This is a genomic window from Neptunomonas japonica DSM 18939 (assembly GCF_000422765.1).
GTDB lineage: Bacteria > Pseudomonadota > Gammaproteobacteria > Pseudomonadales > Balneatricaceae > Neptunomonas > Neptunomonas japonica.
In genome coordinates, this window is the sequence record NZ_KE383916.1 from 1 (window position 1) to 16,901 (window position 16,901).

The window sequence follows — 16,901 nt, forward strand, 5'->3', positions numbered from 1 at the left end:
AATGGCCATCATAGGGCCTTCGAAGGTAGACATACCGTAGAAGGACAGAGACACAACTAAGAAACGAAGTATCGGGTCTGTACGTAGCTTATGCCATGCACCAGACAGTGTCATCATACCATTGATCATGCCGCCCCAAGACGGAGCTAATAGAATCAAAGACATAACCATTGCTACAGACTGAGTCCAATCTGGTAATGCAGTATAGTGAAGGTGATGACCACCAGCCCACATGTAAGTAGCAATCAGAGCCCAGAAATGCACGATCGATAGGCGGTAAGAGTAAATTGGACGCTCTGATTGCTTAGGTACGAAGTAGTACATCATGCCTAAGAAACCTGCAGTCAGGAAGAACCCTACTGCGTTATGGCCGTACCACCACTGTACCATGGCATCAACAGCGCCTGGGTATAGCGAGTAAGATTTCCACATAGAAACAGGCATAGCCATGCTGTTAACAATATGTAGAACCGCTACAGTGATAATAAAGGCCATATAGAACCAGTTACCTACATAGATGTGCGAGGTTTTACGGTTTTTGATAGTGCCTAGAAATACGATTGCATAGCAAACCCACACAATGGCTAGCAGAATGTCGATTGGCCATTCGAGTTCGGCGTATTCCTTTGTAGAAGTGTAGCCCATCGGAAGTGTAACGACTGCACTTACAATTACAGCTTGCCAGCCCCAAAAAGTAAAAGCGGCCAGCTTGTCTGAGAGAAGGCTAACTTGGCAAGTACGCTGAACTACATAATAAGATGTAGCAAACAACGCTGATCCGCCAAATGCGAAAATTACTGCATTAGTGTGTAACGGGCGTAAACGGCCGAAAGACATCCAAGCAGTATCAAAATTTAGAGCTGGCCATACCAATTGTGCAGCAATTAAGACACCAATTGCCATTCCAACGATACCCCATACGACTGTCATGATGGCAAATTGACGCACCACTTTGTAGTTATAGGTTGGGTGTGTGATTTCTCTACTCATATTGCGCTCTCATCAACAAACTATTAGATTTTTAATCCTGCATAATAAATTTACTTTCCTATAAGTTTATTGGTTATACGTATGTGCAGGTTTAAGAGTGATTACTTAAAAGACTATTTTTTGTATATATAAAGTATGTTATATGTATTTATATATTGGATGTAGGTACAGAGTTTTTATATTAATGGTGCACAGATTTTCTATTTTTATTAAGTTGTTTTCTAATTAGTTTTTTGTTTTTATAATCTATTTTTATTAATTTAATTATATAAATTATAAAAGAGTTTTATATTAATACTTGCTTTATTAGTCTTTAGATTTTGGGTGGTTATTGCTGTCGCTTATACGTTTGAACCAACTGTAATAAGGCATATTTTTTTATTGTCGATGTTTGGCGGAGGGTGATTGAGGCATAAATCATCATCACTAAAAGTACGAAGTTCTATATTGAATCTGCAGTAGTCGCGTGGTTCTGATGTACTGCCATGTAAGTGCGCGCTTGAAAAACAAAGTAGATCACCTGGGTTTATAGTAATACTTACAGCGTTTTCTTCATTGATTATTTGTGTAGCAGACGGGGAGTATGGGTAGTTAATATCCGATTTGTTTTTCTTAGCAGTGATTCTTGCGTTGCAAAAATCCTTATAGGACCAGTGATCAGTATTATTTTCAACCGCTTCGCTCCAATATCGAGGATAAAGCACAAGCGTATTTTTATCAGTGATTGGAAAAATAGTGCTCCACCAATTTATTTGATTTTGTATATTACTTCCCCACGTGTCACGGTGATATCCAATTTTTCCTCGATATTGGTTGTTTGTTGTATGTACTGGGGGCACTGAACGCATAAATATTATGTCAGAATAGTTTTTCTCTATTCTCATTCCACTTTGTTTGAGGGATAAGGCAAATAGGTTTTTGTATAATTTATTACTTCGAAATTTTTTTTGTAAAATATCAATATTACAATGGAACTCTAAGATGTTGCTTTCATCAAGTTTTTCAAACTCGATGTCTCCTTGGAATACGCCTTTTATTAGTTCCCTGAGGTGAAAGTTAAGTTCAAGCATGGCGGGTATATTATTAAATATAACTACGTCGCCATTGAATAGTATGTCATTTCTTTCTTTGTCATTAAGTGAGGTTGAAGATTTAATGATATTCATAGTATTCTATTTCTAAATAAAGGTTCAGGGTTAGTAACTGAACGAGCATATATCATGTCAAAACCTGTCAGTCCTTTTAAGGCATCTGCGGCAGACTTATCTTTGCGGACATTAAATGAGCTGAAGCCGCAATGACGCATTGCTGCAAGTTGATCGCGCAATACATCTCCAACGGCACGTAAATCGCCTTTAAAACCGTAGCGTGTTCTAAGCAGTGCCGCTTGAGTATAAGCTCTCCCGTCTCTAAAACTCGGAAATTCAAGTACTATCAGTGGTAGTGTGGAGATCCATGGTGCCAATACTGCTGGGTCGTCATCAGGTTGTAAGCTGACCCCTAGCTTAGAGGGGTCTTGCGAAGGTTGTGAGTCCAAGTGCTCTTGCCAATTAACGAATGAGATAATCTCATAAGCTGCTAGGTTTGAGCTGTTGTATAGAGAAACGGAATTCCATGGATCATCATTGGTCGCAGTAGCAACCCCATCGACTATTACGATTGTGTTTTCCATGTTTATGCACTTTCCTTAACAGCTGATTTATAAACTCGCTCTTTAAATGGAAGAAGCCCTATTCTATGCACCGTTTCTATAAAGGGCTCTTCTTGCTCTCGGTAGTCTAAGTATGTTGATAAAAGTCTATCTATTGCGTTTGGCACTTCATCAGCTTTAAATGCAGGTCCTATTACTTTTCCTATCGCACTATTTTTTCCTTGCACACCCCCTATCGTAATTTGGAAGAACTCTTCCCCTTTTTTATCAACACCTAGAATACCGATATTGCCTATATGATGATGGCCACAAGCATTAACGCATCCTGAAATGTTGAGACTAAGTTCACCCAGTTCATGTAGAAAATCTAACTTGTCAAAACGCTGTTGAATTTCACGACTAACAGGCAAGGAACGGGTGCTAGCGAGAGAGCAGTAATCACCTCCAGGGCACACAATGACATCGGTAAGTAAACCTATGTTGGGAGTTGCTAGGTTTAAATCATCAAGTATTTTCCATAGTGTGTATAAATCACTTTTACGAATATCGGGTAGTACCAAGTTTTGTTCATGAGTCACACGAATTTCACCAAACCCAAATTGCTCGGCTAAATCTGCAACTGCACTCATTTGTTTATTTGTAACGTCCCCTGGAGGTACATAGGGACCCGGTTTTGTTGATAAGATAACTGATACATACCCATCAACTTTGTGAGAACGGGTATTATTCTGTACCCAAGTTGAAAATGCATTATCTCTTGCCATCCAAGAGCCACATACTAAGTCGATAGCATCGAGTTTTTTATAGGCCGGGGGAGTGAAGTTTGCCGAAACCCGCTGATACTCTGCCAAGGTCAATTCAGCGAAGCTATCTCGGATTTGCTCCCATTCTTGTTCTACTTCCTGTGAAAAAGCATCTACACCTAAGGTTTTTACAAGGATTTTTATTCGTGCCTTGTACTTATTATCTCTGCGGCCATAGCGGTTGTAGACCCTTAACACAGCTTCAACATACGTCAGTAAATGTTGCCAAGGAAGGTCCTCCCTCACCAGTTGATTAAGAATAGGTGTTCGACCTAAGCCTCCACCCACCATGACTTTTAGTCGCATCTCTTCGTACTCATCACGATATAAATAAAGTCCAATATCGTGAGAACGAACAGCTGCACGGTCATATTCAGATGATGAAATGGCTATTTTAAACTTCCGGGGAAGGTAAAGAAATTCAGGGTTTACGGTTGACCACTGGCGCAATATCTCAGCTAGAGGCCTTGGATCAATTAACTCATCGCTCGCTACACCAGCAAATGCTTCTGTGGTGATGTTCCGAACGCAGTTTCCAGAGGTCTGGATAGCATGCATTTCGTTATTTGCCAGTAATTGCAGTATATCTGGCACTTCCTCAAGTTTTATCCAGTTAAATTGAATGTTTTGACGAGTTGTAAAGTGCCCATAGTTTTTATCATACTTGTTTGCAATCTGGCTTAGCGTCCTCAGTTGGTTAGAAGATAAGGTCCCATATGGGATAGCAACACGAAGCATGTAAGCTTGTTTTTGTAAATAAAGCCCATTTTGTAAGCGAAGTGGCAAGAACTCCTCTTCGCTAAGCTCCCCAGATAAGCGGCGTTCAACCTGATCCCGGAACTGCTGTACTCTTGCCTGCACTAAAGCATGGTCATATTGGTCATATTTATACAAAGTAATAATGCCTGTGAAAATTGTCTATTTGCACAGACTAAACTTTGCTACCGATGTGGTACAGGCTCAATGTTTTTAAAGGAATGGGGTACAGATTAATTTCATTTATGGGAGAAGTATACTTGGGAGACGGTTAAGTGCTTCAACCCTTTGCTGATTCCAAGGATGCTCGTAGCTGATGCGTAAACAGTGTTTAAATTGCCCTTTGATTGAAAATAGAGGACCTGGTGTTATGACCACTTCTTGCTTTAATGCCTCAGGGTAGGCCAGTAAGGTGTTTACGTGCTCCGGCATCTCCACCCACACAGCTAATCCACCTTCCGGAATGCTTACACGTAAATCACACGGCCAAGCATGCAAATATGCAATCAAGTGATCTCGGCGCTCTCGCAGTGCATTACGTTGACGTCTAAGGTGCACAGCGTAGCTACCGTCCTTCATATACTCGGCGACACCTTGTTGCTGATACCTGCTGTTGGCTAATTGAGTCACAAGCTTAAGATGTAAAATACGTTGGTGCCAGCGAGCCCCAGATACCCAACCTAATCTCAAATCACGTGATAAGCATTTAGAGAAAGAACTGCAAAGTATTACCCGATTTTGCGTATCTAAGGCTTTTAGAGGGTCAGGTATAGCCCCGAATGCTGTATCGGCATAAATATCGTCCTCAATTATGGCTAAATCATGCTCCTCAGCCAGTTCAAGAATGCGCTTTTTTGAGGTTAGCGGCATTAAAGCTCCGCCAGGTGTGGCGAAAGAAGGAGACACGATACAGGCTTTAACTTCCCAGCGTTTTAGCACTTCTTCTAAAGCGGCCACATCAACTCCCGTATTAGTTGATGTAGGTACTTCAATAACTTGTAGCTCAAGTTGCTCTAATAATTGTAAAACACCGTAAAATCCTGGTGACTCAACTGCGACTACATCTCCTTTTTTGCAACATGCCATTAAGGAGAGGAATAACGCATGCTGGCAGCCAGAAGTTATGCACAAATAATCGGGTGATGTTACCCAGCCACGCCGAGCATGGTGGAGAGCTAACTGCTCCCGTAAACCTACATTACCCGCTGGCTCATCATAATATTGGTAATTATCACCTCGTTGGCGTCTTAGTGAACGCCCGATTGAACGATTTAATACGGTAATCCCGTGAGGTAAATCACCTGTGTGTAAATTAGGTAACAAGTCAAATGCTGCGCTCCTACTCATAATATCATGCAGTAGATCACTTGCATTTACTGAACGTGGTGCTTCTATTCCTATGCGACTGACCGGATGCTTTACAGCGTCAGGCTGTAATGTGACGAAGTAACCTGATTTGGGTCGAGCTTCTATTAACCCTCGCCCTTCTAACTTATGTAGTGCGCGAAGTACGGTCGCTTTTGATACCTTTTGCTCTCGACACAGAATTCTTATTGAGGGCAAACGTTCGCCTAGGCCCCAGCGTTGCTCCTGGATCCCCTGTAGAAGCCAGTTTTCAAGTTCTTGATAACGATATTCCGACATGAGACGCACCTAGTAAGTAAATCTGTACCTGCAAATATTAATTTATTTACTATTGTCCTTTTTCTATGTAAAGAAATATTCTAAAAAGAATCATCAACAGTAGGTTCAGGTATTCGTTAAAATAGGGCTCTTATCAATAGAACCCAGAGTTTCATAATGACACCGCAACGCAAACAGAAACTGATATCGACGCTTGAACGACGCCAACCCGATCTGCAACTCATTACAGACCAGGTGCATAAATCCAGGAACTTAGCGGCACTTATCCGTACTTGTGATGCAGTAGGCGTCCCCTATGTACACACTGTGGCGCCTAAAACAGGTTATGGATATAGCGGCACTGCTAAAGGCAGTGATCGTTGGGTCAAAACTATTCATCACGACACCTGTGAAGAAGCAATTGAGCAAGCCCGCTCTAAAGGGATGAAAGTCTACGCGGCGCACTTTTCTGAGCGTGCAGTTGATTATCGTGATGTTGATTATGCTATTCCTTGCGCGATTTTGATGGGCTCAGAGAAAGAGGGTGTTAGCCAAGAGGCTGCTGATCTGGCTGACCAGCATATTCTTATCCCTATGATGGGTATGGTGGGCTCACTTAATGTATCGACGGCTGCCGGCATTATTATGGTTGAGGCGCAGAACCAGCGTTTAAAAGCGGGTTTGTATAACGAGTCTCGTCTTGATCCTCAGGAGTTTAAAGATACACTTTTTGAATGGAGTTGCTCCGATATTGCTGACTTTTGCCATAAAAAAGGCTTGGAGTACCCCCCGTTAGATGATGACTTGGTCATGGCTGACTCAGCGGCGTGGTATCAAGCTTATAGAGAGGGTACGGCAGCCAAGCGTGAGTGGTAGCCAATAAACGTTAGGTCGTTTGAGGCGCGTTAAAAAGGTGTATCTGCTCTTTAAGCCATATAAGCGCTGGGTCATTGCTAAAGAGTGGATGATGAATAGTTGTCATGGGGATGCTGGGGATGCTGCTAGGAGGCGAGACCTTACGTAGTGGTAGCATCTGGAAAAATAGTTCTGCCATCTGCGAGGGCAGTGTGATGATGGCCGGTGTCTTGGAAACAACTCTGGCTGCCGCCATATAATTGGTGGTTCGCGCGATAGCGTGGCGGGATAGCTGCTGGCTGCTTAGCCAGTTATCAATGGCGCTGGTGGTGTCTCCCGTAAGGTCAGAAAAAACAACATGCGAGAGTGTTACAAACTGATCCACTGACAATGACTCTGTTACCCAGTGATTATCTTGCCCAACGAGGCAAACAAACTGTTCTGTTCTCCAATGCTCTACTATCAAATGTGCCGGGATCTTTTGTGTCGCATCCATGCCTACCACGATATCTACTTGACGATTTTCCAAGCGCACAGCAGAAGCGCGCTCGCTTATCATCTCTATTTCTAGTCTGATGTTTGGAGCAATGCTTTGTAGATGTTTGAGCAGGTCAGGAAAGATAACTGACTCAAAATAATCTGTGCAGGCAATACTGAACGTACGATCGCTGTTATGCGCTACGAATGAAGCGGTAGGCGCGATAGTACGGTTGATAAGCTGCAGAGCTTCTCGGACATCAGGCAGCATCTCTAATGCGTGAGGCGTGGGCTGCAGACCATTCTCAGTTCTTATCAATAACGGATCATCGAGTTGTTGGCGTAAGCGATTGAGCGCATGGCTCATCGCTGACTGGCTCAGGAATACTTTTTCTGCGGCTTTACTAACATGACACTCACTAATAAGTGCTTCAAAAATAACCAACAAATTAAGATCAAACTGTCGCAGTGGTTTCATAGAGGGTACTTCATAGAAAGCTTATTGAAAGAAAAAACAAATTATTAATATTATGCATTTATATATTATAACTATGCATTTAACTAATAATTTATAGAAAGGTATTCTATTCTCAGGTTTTAATAAGACGCTGGATTAACCCGTTAAGTTAGCTTAATCGCTAGATTAGTAACTGGGCTAAAAGCGCATAAATATTGAGGAACAGAAGATGTCTGAGGTTGATGGTCAATCGAGTGTAAGCGTTGCTAATAGCTCGGCAGTAGCGGATGCAGATATGCCCTTGTATGGCGCTATGGGTATGACGTTCATGCAATTTCCAGCAGTAAGCACATTGTCACAGTGTGATGCAGAGGTGATCGTCAGTGGTGTGCCTTTTGATATGGCAACATCGGGGCGACCGGGTTCACGTTTTGGGCCGCAAGGCATTCGCCAAGCATCCGTTAACCTAGTGTGGGAGGGCGCTCGTTGGCCTTGGACGTTTGCTTTGGATGATCATCTAGCGGTGGCAGATGCAGGTAATGTCATTTTTAAGCATGGTGAACCACAAACATTAGTTGATAATCTTGAAGAGCATATCAGTGCGATTATGCAGGCAGGAAAAAGCGCGTTAACCTTTGGTGGAGATCACTTCATTACATTGCCTATTTTACGCGCTTACGCTAAAAAGCATGGCCCGGTTGCGCTGGTTCACTTTGATGCGCATACCGATACCTATTCTGGTGGCAGTAAATATGATCACGGCACTATCTTCCACCATGCTGTGCAGGAAGGCTTGGTTGATACCGAGCATTCCTTACAAATAGGTATTCGCACGGCTTATACCGTTGAAGATCATCCGTTTGAGGTGTTGGATGCAGCTTGGGTGGATGATCACGGACCTGCGGCAACATTAGAGCGCATTCGACAACGTGTAGGGGACAAACAAGTCTATGTAAGTTTTGATATTGATGGGCTAGATCCGGCCTTTGCTCCCGGTACAGGTACGCCTGTGGTCGCGGGGATCAGTATTGATTGCGCATTGAAAGTTATTCGTGGTTTACAAGGTTTGAATCTCATTGGTATGGATGTGGTTGAAGTAGCACCTGCCTATGATCAGGCAGAGATCACTTCTTTGGCTGGAGCAACCTTAGCACTGGAATATTTATATGTATTAGCGGCTAATAAAATGGCATAAAAAAGCCGCCTGTTATGAGCAGGCGGTAAAGTGCATATTCAAAGAAGAGCGTCGATGCCATATAGCATGGCGACACCATCCCTGTATCTTGCTGAATACTCGCGGTCGCTTTATATACCCTTGAGTGGGTAGCCGATAAATAATTACCCCTAGCGATATAGGCTACCTACTCAGGTGTATATATTGTCTAACTAGGGTTCTCGTAGACTGACTCTTATAAGTGATATCTACGGTTAAGCAGAGAGAGTAAATCATGACAAACCATACACAATGGAAAGCGTTGAGCGAATCTGTCGTTTTGCGCCATCAAGCCTATATTAATGGTGCTTTTCAGCCCGCCGTGAGTGGTGAAACGTTTCCCTGTATTAACCCGACAACAGAGAAGCTGCTGGTAGATGTTGCTAGTTGTGATGAAGCCGACGTAAATCTGGCTGTAGCAAGTGCCTTACAGGCTTACCGCTCTGGTGTTTGGTCAGAATTAGCGCCTAAACAGCGTAAGCAAATATTGTTGAAACTGGCTGATCTGCTTGAGCAGCACAAGGATGAGTTTGCGGTATTAGATACCTTGGATATGGGGAAATCGATCTCTGAAATGACAGCAATTGATATCCCAGACAGCATTGACTGTATTCGTTGGACCGCAGAGTGTATCGATAAGCTTTATGGTGAAATAGCGCCAACAGGTAACGATACCTTGGCCTTGATTAGTCATGAACCCGTGGGTGTTGTAGCGGCTATTACGCCGTGGAATTACCCACTAATGATGGCGACTTGGAAGCTTGCGCCAGCATTGGCCGCCGGTAACAGTGTTATCTTGAAACCTTCAGAAAAATCACCGTTAAGTGCGCTGCGTTTGGCTGAGTTAGCTACGCTGGCAGGCATCCCGGATGGTGTGTTTAATGTGTTACCGGGTTTTGGGCATACAGCGGGTAAAGCATTAGGCTTGCATCACGATGTTAATGTTCTGGCATTTACCGGCTCAACACGTGTGGCCGGTATATTGATGGAATATGCTGGCCAATCCAACCTTAAGCGTGTTTGGTTGGAAGCGGGTGGTAAGTCACCTAATTTGATTTTTGAAGATTGTGACGATGTAAAGAAAGCCGCCGCTACTGCTGCTGCCGCTATCTTCTCAAACCAAGGTGAAGTGTGTATTGCATGCTCACGTATCTATGTACAAAAAAGTATTAAAGCAGAATTCACTGCTGCGCTTGTTGAAGCGGCTAGCCATTACCAACCGGGTGACCCACTTGACCCTGCCACCAATATGGGGCCGATGGTTGATGGGGCGCAGTTAGAAACAGTCGCGCACTTTATCTGTTCTGCTAAAGAAGAAGGAGGAGAGGTGTTATTGGGTGGTACCCCAGAGTACGTTGAAGGGCAGGGCTTTTATGCTAAACCGACGATTATTTCTGAAGCGCACAATGGTATGACATTCGTACAGGAAGAGATTTTCGGGCCAGTGTTAGCGGTATGTGAGTTTGATACTGAAGAGGAAGCTATCGCACTAGCGAATGACTCTAAGTACGGTTTAGGTGCTTCTGTATGGACAGCAAATTTATCACGTGCGCATCGTGTTAGCCGTAAGATTCACAGCGGTATGGTCTGGATAAATACGTGGGGTGAAGGTGATTCAACCGTACCTTTTGGTGGTGTTAAAGCATCCGGAAATGGGCGTGATAAATCATTGCATGCAATGGAAAAATATACAGAATTGAAAAATGTATGGATTCGATTATAAACGGGCCTGTACAAAATAAGGTTAGCGCACTCTATGCGCTAACCTTATTTACATTTTTCGACCTTAAGTCTTTAAAGAGAGCTTAACCTGCCAATGCAATCTTGTTAGAGAGAGGTCCATCTGAAGAAGATGTTGTCGCTTCCAGCTCGCTCAAGTGCACAAGAAAGAGTGTGAATATTTCAGATTGAGTCGATGTGTTAAGGCGGGTATGGATGTTCTTACGATGAACTTTAACTGTGCCCAAACTAATATTTAGCTTGCTGGCTATCGCTTTAGAAGAGTGCCCCTGTAATATTAGTCCGGAAATTTCTTGCTCTCGCCGCGTCAATACACCACTTCCAAAAGTGTTCAGTGCTTGTTTCATCGCTCCTTCAGATTTTTCGTACTGCACATACTCCTGAGATTGCGATAACCAGAACTGACGTACCAGTGAATTAACGATGGGGTATATCTCGTTGAGACGATTCAGTTCAGCACGTGTGATGGTGCCCATGCTGGATTTTCGCCCTAAGGAGATTGCGCAGGTGACGTCATTATCCAATTCGATGATCAGGTTTATCTCATCAATCAAGTCAAAATCTTTATAGCAGGTTTGGTAGTATTCGGTGGTTTCAAATGAATCGGGTGCGATTTCAATTAAGCGGCTAAGCCCTGAATTTATGCCAGCTTGTATAGCATTAAACAGCGGATCTAGAATGTACGCTTGGTTAATGTAGGTGCGCAATGTTGGGCTTTGTTCAGCGGGATCAGTGGGGTGTAAGATTATCGGTTTAAAAGACTTCTTGTAGGTCACCATCAATATAGTGCTGACATTACATTGCGTTGCTAATAGCTCTGCCAAGGCTTTGGGGAAATTACGTAAGCGAATATGATCGATAACGTAGGCAAGATCCTTCTGCCAGTTGGCTGATGTACTGTCCAGGCTGGGTTTGTGGTTCATACCTACTTCCCTTTATTTAGCTTGTGTATAAACCAAAGTGGCTAGAGGTGATAGCCTCTGGCCACTTTGATAAATGTTATTTGCTGACGGACTTAAGTGTTAAATCAAAGCAAAGGCGGGCTTTTTCACAGAGCTCATCGACTTCAGCATGGGTGATGACAAGCGGTGGAGAAAGCACCATGCGGCTACCAACAGCGCGCATAATCAAACCGTTATCAAAGCAGTGGTCACGGCACATTAAACCAATATCCAGATCACTCGGGAAGAGTTCTTTGGTTTCTTTGTTTTTAACCAGAGCGATACCCGCGATTAAACCAACACCTTCTATATGGCCAACTAAAGGATGCTCTGTGAGCATATCGCGAAGCTTTTTCTGCAGGTAAGGGCCAATGTCATTAGCTACATACTCAACAATATTTTCTTGTTTCATTAGCTTTATATTGGCAATGGCTACAGCCGCTGACACTGGGTGACCTGAGTAAGTGAAACCGTGGTTGAAGTCGTCGTCGTGCTCAATGAACGCGTTAGCAATACGGTTACCTACTGCAACCGCAGCAATGGGTAAGTAACCAGAAGATAGCCCTTTAGCCATCGACATAATGTCTGGTGTAATGCCTAGTGTTTCGCTGCCAAACCAGCTGCCCGTACGCCCAAATCCACAGATGACTTCATCGGCGGCTAGTAATACGTCGTACTTGGTGCATATTTTTTGAATCTCTGACCAGTAGTTTGCTGGTGGTATGATAACACCGCCAGCGCCTTGAATGGGCTCACCAACAAAGGCCGCAACATTGTCTGGGCCCACTGCAAGGATTTTTTCTTCCAGTGCAGCTGCGCAGGCAATACCAAACTCTTCTTCTGACATATCACCCGCTTCACCATACCAATAGGGTTGGCGAATACGTTCGATATTGGGCAGTAATGGCGCGCCCTGCTTATGCATTCCGCTCATTCCACCTAGGCTTGTACCGCCGACGGTGCTGCCGTGATAGGCATTTTCTCGACTAATAAGAATGCTTTTATACGGCTTTCCTTTGATGGCCCAGTACTGGCGCACCATGCGAATAATGGTGTCTATTGCTTCAGATCCTGAGTTTGCAAAAAAGATGTGGTTCAGATCACCGGGAGTAACGCTAGCAATCTCTTTGGCTAATTCAGCAACAGGCGCATGTGTTGTCTGGAAAAAAGTATTGTAGAAAGGCAGCTCACTCATCTGTTGCGTAGCTGCATCTGTTAACTCTTGGCGCCCGTACCCCATATTGACGCACCACAGACCGGCCATTCCGTCCAAAATCTTATTGCCTTCGCTGTCCCAGATGTAGACGCCTTCCCCTTTGGTAATGACGCGTGCTCCTTTTTTGTTAAGAGCACCTGTATTGGTGAAAGGGTGTAAATGGTAGCTGGCATCAAGGGACTGAACATCTGCAGTGATGGATGAGCCGTTGTTTTTATCTGTGAGCATCTCTCTCTCCACAATGCTTTCATGAATAGTTGAAAGCGAAAAGTTGTCACATTGAGTTATCAATTGTGATCATTAAATGAGGTTTAATTACTGATTTCTTCATCAGGTGATGATTTCATTTTGTGATCACAAAATTTAAAAGTCAATCAAAAAACACTCACATTGATTTTTTGAGTACTCTTTTAATGCGTTTATGAGTGTGTTTTTTCTTTGGCTTTTAGCTAAGAGGGTGTGCGCCTTGAAGCACGGCACACGGTATGGTTAGGCGTGAGAGGCGGTTCTGGATTGTTCGATAAAGCGATGTAGTAATTCAGGTGTGCTAGCAAAGGCGATACCTTCACGAATATCAGCTGTGATTGCCAATTGAAGTGCAAAAGCATCCTGCTTTTCTATGGCGAGCATCGCTTCATTGTGCCTGTCTATTACATAATGTTCTTCGAGTTTGCTGGTGGCTAAACGCATGAAAGGCCCTAGCTGTAACCATAAGCTCTCGATGAGCGGCAAGGTTACTTGGTGTGGGTTGGCTGTGTAGAGCAAACGATGAAAATTTTGATTAAGAATGCTTATTTGCTCAAGATTTTCATCATCTTGGGCCTGATCAATTAAGCGATCTAGGCTGTGTAGTTCAGCTAAGCGTGTGGCATCTATATAAGGTAAGGCCCTGGCTGCTGCGTGTGATTCAATGGCAATGCGTGCTTCACATAACTCAGTAAATTTCATCGCCGTCATAGTGGGAACCATAACGCGCCGGTTGCCTTGTATTTCTAATGCACTCTCAGCGGATAGTTGGCGTAGTGCTTCTCTTATGGGCATAGGGCTTACATCAAGTAATGCGGCTAACTCTCTAATCGTGAGCGCACGCCCAGGAAGAATCTGACCGTTCATTACAGCGCCTCTTAACGTCTCATATACCCACTGGGTGATAGTTACAGAGTCATCGCGCTCAGTTAATGTAATTTGTATGGGAGACTTCTTGTCCATAATCGGTATCGGTTCTGGCTGTTTTTTTCTATTCTAATGCGATCACTAAACAGGGTGAAAGATTTTTTTCATAAAGTGTCAATTCGCCTTGTTTTATTTTTCTGATTACATAAAATTATTTTTGTGATCACAAAGTATGGTTTTTCTTAAAGTGATTATGTGAAACTATGTACTTAATCTGCTTCGGCTAACCGAGTGCACAAAAGATGTCGAGTGAGAATCTTATATGAATTCCAAAAAAGACAATGAGTTTGACCTGTTTATTACAGACCTAAACGGCAATTTACGCGGTAAGCGCATGCCAGGAAGCGCTTTGCATAAAGTAAAGGATGAGGGTGTAAAGCTGCCTCGCTCGGTGCTGGGTTTTGATTTTTGGGGTGATGACGTTTTAGAAAACGGTTTAGTTTTCGAAACAGGCGATAGTGATGGTGTTTGTATGCCTGTTCATGAAGGCTCTGTTCCCGTGCCTTGGGCAGACTCACCGCGTGATCAGGTTTTGGCTATGATGTTTAACCCAGACGGGACGCCATTTGGTGCCGACCCACGCCAGGTATTAAGTGGTGTTGTTAAGCGTTTTAAAGCACTCGGCTTAACCCCCGTTGTTGCTACAGAGCTAGAATTTTATTTGATGGATGGGAAGTCTGAGGAAACCCAGCGTCCTCGTCCACCTATTTTGATTGAAGGGCATGGCCGTCGCTTGTCTGAGACTGACTGTTATTCCATTGATGAAATGGACTGCTTATCTGCATTCTTCACAGAGGTTCGTGAGGTCTGTGATATTCAAGGAGTTCCTGCGGATACGATTATCTCTGAGTTAGGCCCTGGGCAGTTTGAGATTAATCTCAATCATGTACCAGACCCAATGCAGGCCGGTGATCAGGCGATCATGTTTAAGCGTCTAGTTAAAGGGATTGCCAGAAAACAAGGTTATGCTGCGACCTTTATGGCGAAGCCGTATGCCAAGAAAAGCGGTAATGGTATGCATGTACACTTCAGCCTATTAGATGAAGCAGGTAATAATGTTTTTGATAATGGCGGTGAGGAAGGCACGGATGTTCTCAAGCACGCGGTAGCTGGTTTGATGCATACCATGGCAGACAGTATGCTAACTTTTGCACCACATATGAATTCGTATCGCCGCTTTATGGCGGGTGCGCATGCGCCTACTTATGCAAGTTGGGGCTATGAAAATCGTACAGTTGCCATCCGCATACCTGAAAGCCCTCCTAATGCGCGTCGTATTGAGCACCGTGTAGCCGGGGCTGATGCTAACCCATATCTAGTATTGGCTTCTATTTTAGCGGGTGCGCTTTACGGTATCGAAAATAAGTTAATGCCACCGGCTCCAATTGAAGGTGATGCTAACGCTGAAAATAACGACAAGCTGGTGCTACCGAATAAGTGGGATGAATCCACCGAGATCTTTAATAAGAGCGATGTACTCAAAGAGTATCTGGGCGAAGAGTTTATCCGTGTTTATACGGCGGCAAAGCGCCAAGAACAGAAAAAACTGCATGAGCAAATCTCTGATATTGAGTATGAAGCTTACTTAGGATTGTTGTAGTCATAGTAAATAGTTAGCCTCTACTACTTTGGGCCAAATACCCCCCGATGGGTATTTAGCTCATATGCAGTGCTAGCGTAGATTTAAGGAAGTAGATAAAAATAACAATATGCAGGGCTTCGATTAACGCTTAATAGTCTGTAATGAGAAAATGCATACAGTACTGGTTGAGATCGTTTTATTAGAGCTGCAACTGAATACGAATGAGAATTTCTATTCGGATAATACAGGCATAGCCTGAAATGGAGAACGTTCAATGAGTCCTAAAAAACTTGGTTTAGCAGCCGCACTGACATTCGCACTTTCTAATACTGTGGTTGCCGAAGAGCAGGTTCTTAACATCTATAACTGGTCAGATTATATCAACCCTGAAGCGGTTACCCAGTTTGAGAAAGAAACCGGTATTAAAGTTAACTATGACGTTTATGATTCTAACGAAGTATTAGAAGCTAAGTTGATGTCTGGTCGCACTGGTTATGACCTTGTTGTACCCACAGGCTCATTTTTAGAGCGCCATGTACAAGCGGGTATTTATGCTGAAATTGATCGTTCAAAACTAACCAACTATGCCAACTTAGATACGGTGTTAGCAGAAAAAATTTCACGCCATGATGCAGGCAATAAACATAACGTTCCTTATGCATGGGGAACTATTGGTTTGGGCTTTAACGAAGCGATGGTTAAAGAGCGTTTAGGTGAAATGCCACTTGATACACTGGACCTGATTTTTAAACCAGAAGTCGCCGCTAAATTGGCAGATTGCGGTATCGGTTTATTAGACTCTCCCGCCGAAGTGATGTCTATTGCACTAAATTATTTAGGGCTTGATCCTAACTCCGAGAAGAAGTCGGATCTTAAGAAAGCAACAGCACTGGTTAAATCTGTGCGCTCTAGCTATAAATATTTCCACTCAGGCCAATACATATCTGATCTAGCAAACGGTGAAGTATGCGTAGCTCTAGGTTATAACGGAGACATTTTACAAGCACAGAGCCGTGCTGAAGAAGCAGGCCAAGGTAACGTGATTGGCTATGCAATCCCTAAAGAGGGCACCTTGGTATGGTTTGATCTGTTAGCCATTCCTGCGGATGCGCCGCACCCAGAGGCAGCGCACAAGTTTATTGATTTTGTGTTGAAAGCAGAAACCGCAGCCGGTATCTCAAATTACGTTTATTACGCAGTAGCGAATACGGCAGCAGAGCCATTATTGCTAGATGAAGTGCGTAACAACCCAGGTATTTACCCATCAGATGAAGTGAAAGCTAATCTTTTCACACAAAATGCCCATACGGCTAAATTCGACCGTTTATTAACGCGCGCTTGGAGCGGTATTAAAACCGGTCGCTAACGTCTACTTAATAGCGTAATAAATTAGTGATAAGGGGTGGCCGATCTTCCCCTTATTG

Annotated in this window: 14 protein-coding genes; 5 read left to right on the forward strand and 9 right to left on the reverse strand. The window is 43.5% G+C overall.

The annotated features are described in order from the left end of the window. The 5 genes from G511_RS0119215 to G511_RS0119235 all read right to left on the reverse strand — a co-directional run. A partial coding sequence (locus G511_RS0119215) for a cbb3-type cytochrome c oxidase subunit I (protein ID WP_028471086.1) occupies nt 1-990 on the reverse strand: 990 nt, incomplete at its 3' end. A 341-nt stretch (nt 991-1,331) separates the two neighbouring features. Beyond that, nucleotides 1,332-2,156 carry a hypothetical protein gene (locus G511_RS0119220; RefSeq protein WP_028471087.1) on the reverse strand — a complete coding sequence of 275 codons (825 nt, stop codon included), beginning with the start codon at nt 2,154-2,156 and terminating at the stop codon, nt 1,332-1,334. Further along, nucleotides 2,153-2,662, reverse strand: coding sequence for a DUF934 domain-containing protein (locus G511_RS0119225; protein WP_028471088.1), 510 nt, complete (start codon nt 2,660-2,662; stop codon nt 2,153-2,155). The genes G511_RS0119220 and G511_RS0119225 overlap by 4 nt, the downstream gene beginning before the upstream one ends. A gap of 2 nt (nt 2,663-2,664) precedes the next feature. Further along, nucleotides 2,665-4,338 carry a nitrite/sulfite reductase gene (locus tag G511_RS0119230; protein ID WP_028471089.1) on the reverse strand — a complete coding sequence of 558 codons (1,674 nt, stop codon included), beginning with the start codon at nt 4,336-4,338 and terminating at the stop codon, nt 2,665-2,667. Nucleotides 4,339-4,443: 105 nt separating this feature from the next. Continuing rightward, nucleotides 4,444-5,844, reverse strand: coding sequence for an aminotransferase-like domain-containing protein (locus G511_RS0119235; protein ID WP_028471090.1), 1,401 nt, complete (start codon nt 5,842-5,844; stop codon nt 4,444-4,446). Between the two features lie 156 nt (nt 5,845-6,000). Here G511_RS0119235 and trmH point away from each other — a divergent pair, with 156 nt between their 5' ends. Further along, on the forward strand, nt 6,001-6,699 hold the full coding sequence (gene trmH / locus G511_RS0119240; RefSeq protein ID WP_028471091.1) for a tRNA (guanosine(18)-2'-O)-methyltransferase TrmH: 699 nt from the start codon (nt 6,001-6,003) through the stop codon (nt 6,697-6,699). A gap of 10 nt (nt 6,700-6,709) precedes the next feature. On the opposite strand, the gene G511_RS0119245 is transcribed toward trmH, so the two are convergent. Further along, complete coding sequence (locus tag G511_RS0119245; protein WP_028471092.1) at nt 6,710-7,633, reverse strand: LysR family transcriptional regulator; 924 nt, start codon at nt 7,631-7,633, stop codon at nt 6,710-6,712. Nucleotides 7,634-7,841: 208 nt separating this feature from the next. Here G511_RS0119245 and speB point away from each other — a divergent pair, with 208 nt between their 5' ends. Then, on the forward strand, nt 7,842-8,807 hold the full coding sequence (gene speB, locus G511_RS0119250; RefSeq protein WP_084629169.1) for an agmatinase: 966 nt from the start codon (nt 7,842-7,844) through the stop codon (nt 8,805-8,807). A gap of 253 nt (nt 8,808-9,060) precedes the next feature. Continuing rightward, the gene (locus tag G511_RS0119255) at nt 9,061-10,548 is read left to right on the forward strand and encodes an aldehyde dehydrogenase (RefSeq protein ID WP_028471094.1); all 1,488 of its coding nucleotides are present in this window, start codon (nt 9,061-9,063) and stop codon (nt 10,546-10,548) included. 82 nt (nt 10,549-10,630) lie between these two features. Here the strand turns inward: G511_RS0119255 and G511_RS23460 are convergent, their stop codons facing one another. The 3 genes from G511_RS23460 to G511_RS0119270 form a co-directional block, all read right to left on the reverse strand. Further along, entirely contained in the window at nt 10,631-11,488 is an 858-nt protein-coding gene (locus G511_RS23460) for a helix-turn-helix domain-containing protein (protein ID WP_051222261.1), read from the reverse strand. A gap of 76 nt (nt 11,489-11,564) precedes the next feature. Continuing rightward, complete coding sequence (locus G511_RS0119265) at nt 11,565-12,950, reverse strand: aspartate aminotransferase family protein (RefSeq protein WP_028471095.1); 1,386 nt, start codon at nt 12,948-12,950, stop codon at nt 11,565-11,567. A gap of 261 nt (nt 12,951-13,211) precedes the next feature. Continuing rightward, on the reverse strand, nt 13,212-13,931 hold the full coding sequence (locus G511_RS0119270; RefSeq protein WP_028471096.1) for a GntR family transcriptional regulator: 720 nt from the start codon (nt 13,929-13,931) through the stop codon (nt 13,212-13,214). A gap of 226 nt (nt 13,932-14,157) precedes the next feature. On the opposite strand from G511_RS0119270, the gene G511_RS0119275 reads away from it, so the two are divergent. Further along, complete coding sequence (locus tag G511_RS0119275) at nt 14,158-15,495, forward strand: glutamine synthetase family protein (protein WP_028471097.1); 1,338 nt, start codon at nt 14,158-14,160, stop codon at nt 15,493-15,495. Nucleotides 15,496-15,751: 256 nt separating this feature from the next. After that, on the forward strand, nt 15,752-16,843 hold the full coding sequence (locus G511_RS0119280; protein ID WP_028471098.1) for a polyamine ABC transporter substrate-binding protein: 1,092 nt from the start codon (nt 15,752-15,754) through the stop codon (nt 16,841-16,843). Nucleotides 16,844-16,901: the final 58 nt, after the last annotated feature.

Bases quoted from the DNA above. Each gene is read 5' to 3' on its own strand.
- G511_RS0119220 (WP_028471087.1), bottom strand. From the start codon at position 2,156: ATGAATATCATTAAATCTTCAACCTCACTTAATGACAAAGAAAGAAAT.
- G511_RS0119225 (WP_028471088.1), bottom strand. From the start codon at position 2,662: ATGGAAAACACAATCGTAATAGTCGATGGGGTTGCTACTGCGACCAAT.
- G511_RS0119235 (WP_028471090.1), bottom strand. From the start codon at position 5,844: ATGTCGGAATATCGTTATCAAGAACTTGAAAACTGGCTTCTACAGGGG.
- trmH (WP_028471091.1), top strand. From the start codon at position 6,001: ATGACACCGCAACGCAAACAGAAACTGATATCGACGCTTGAACGACGC.
- G511_RS0119245 (WP_028471092.1), bottom strand. From the start codon at position 7,633: ATGAAACCACTGCGACAGTTTGATCTTAATTTGTTGGTTATTTTTGAA.
- speB (WP_084629169.1), top strand. From the start codon at position 7,842: ATGTCTGAGGTTGATGGTCAATCGAGTGTAAGCGTTGCTAATAGCTCG.
- G511_RS0119255 (WP_028471094.1), top strand. From the start codon at position 9,061: ATGACAAACCATACACAATGGAAAGCGTTGAGCGAATCTGTCGTTTTG.
- G511_RS23460 (WP_051222261.1), bottom strand. From the start codon at position 11,488: ATGAACCACAAACCCAGCCTGGACAGTACATCAGCCAACTGGCAGAAG.
- G511_RS0119265 (WP_028471095.1), bottom strand. From the start codon at position 12,950: ATGCTCACAGATAAAAACAACGGCTCATCCATCACTGCAGATGTTCAG.
- G511_RS0119270 (WP_028471096.1), bottom strand. From the start codon at position 13,931: ATGGACAAGAAGTCTCCCATACAAATTACATTAACTGAGCGCGATGAC.
- G511_RS0119275 (WP_028471097.1), top strand. From the start codon at position 14,158: ATGAATTCCAAAAAAGACAATGAGTTTGACCTGTTTATTACAGACCTA.
- G511_RS0119280 (WP_028471098.1), top strand. From the start codon at position 15,752: ATGAGTCCTAAAAAACTTGGTTTAGCAGCCGCACTGACATTCGCACTT.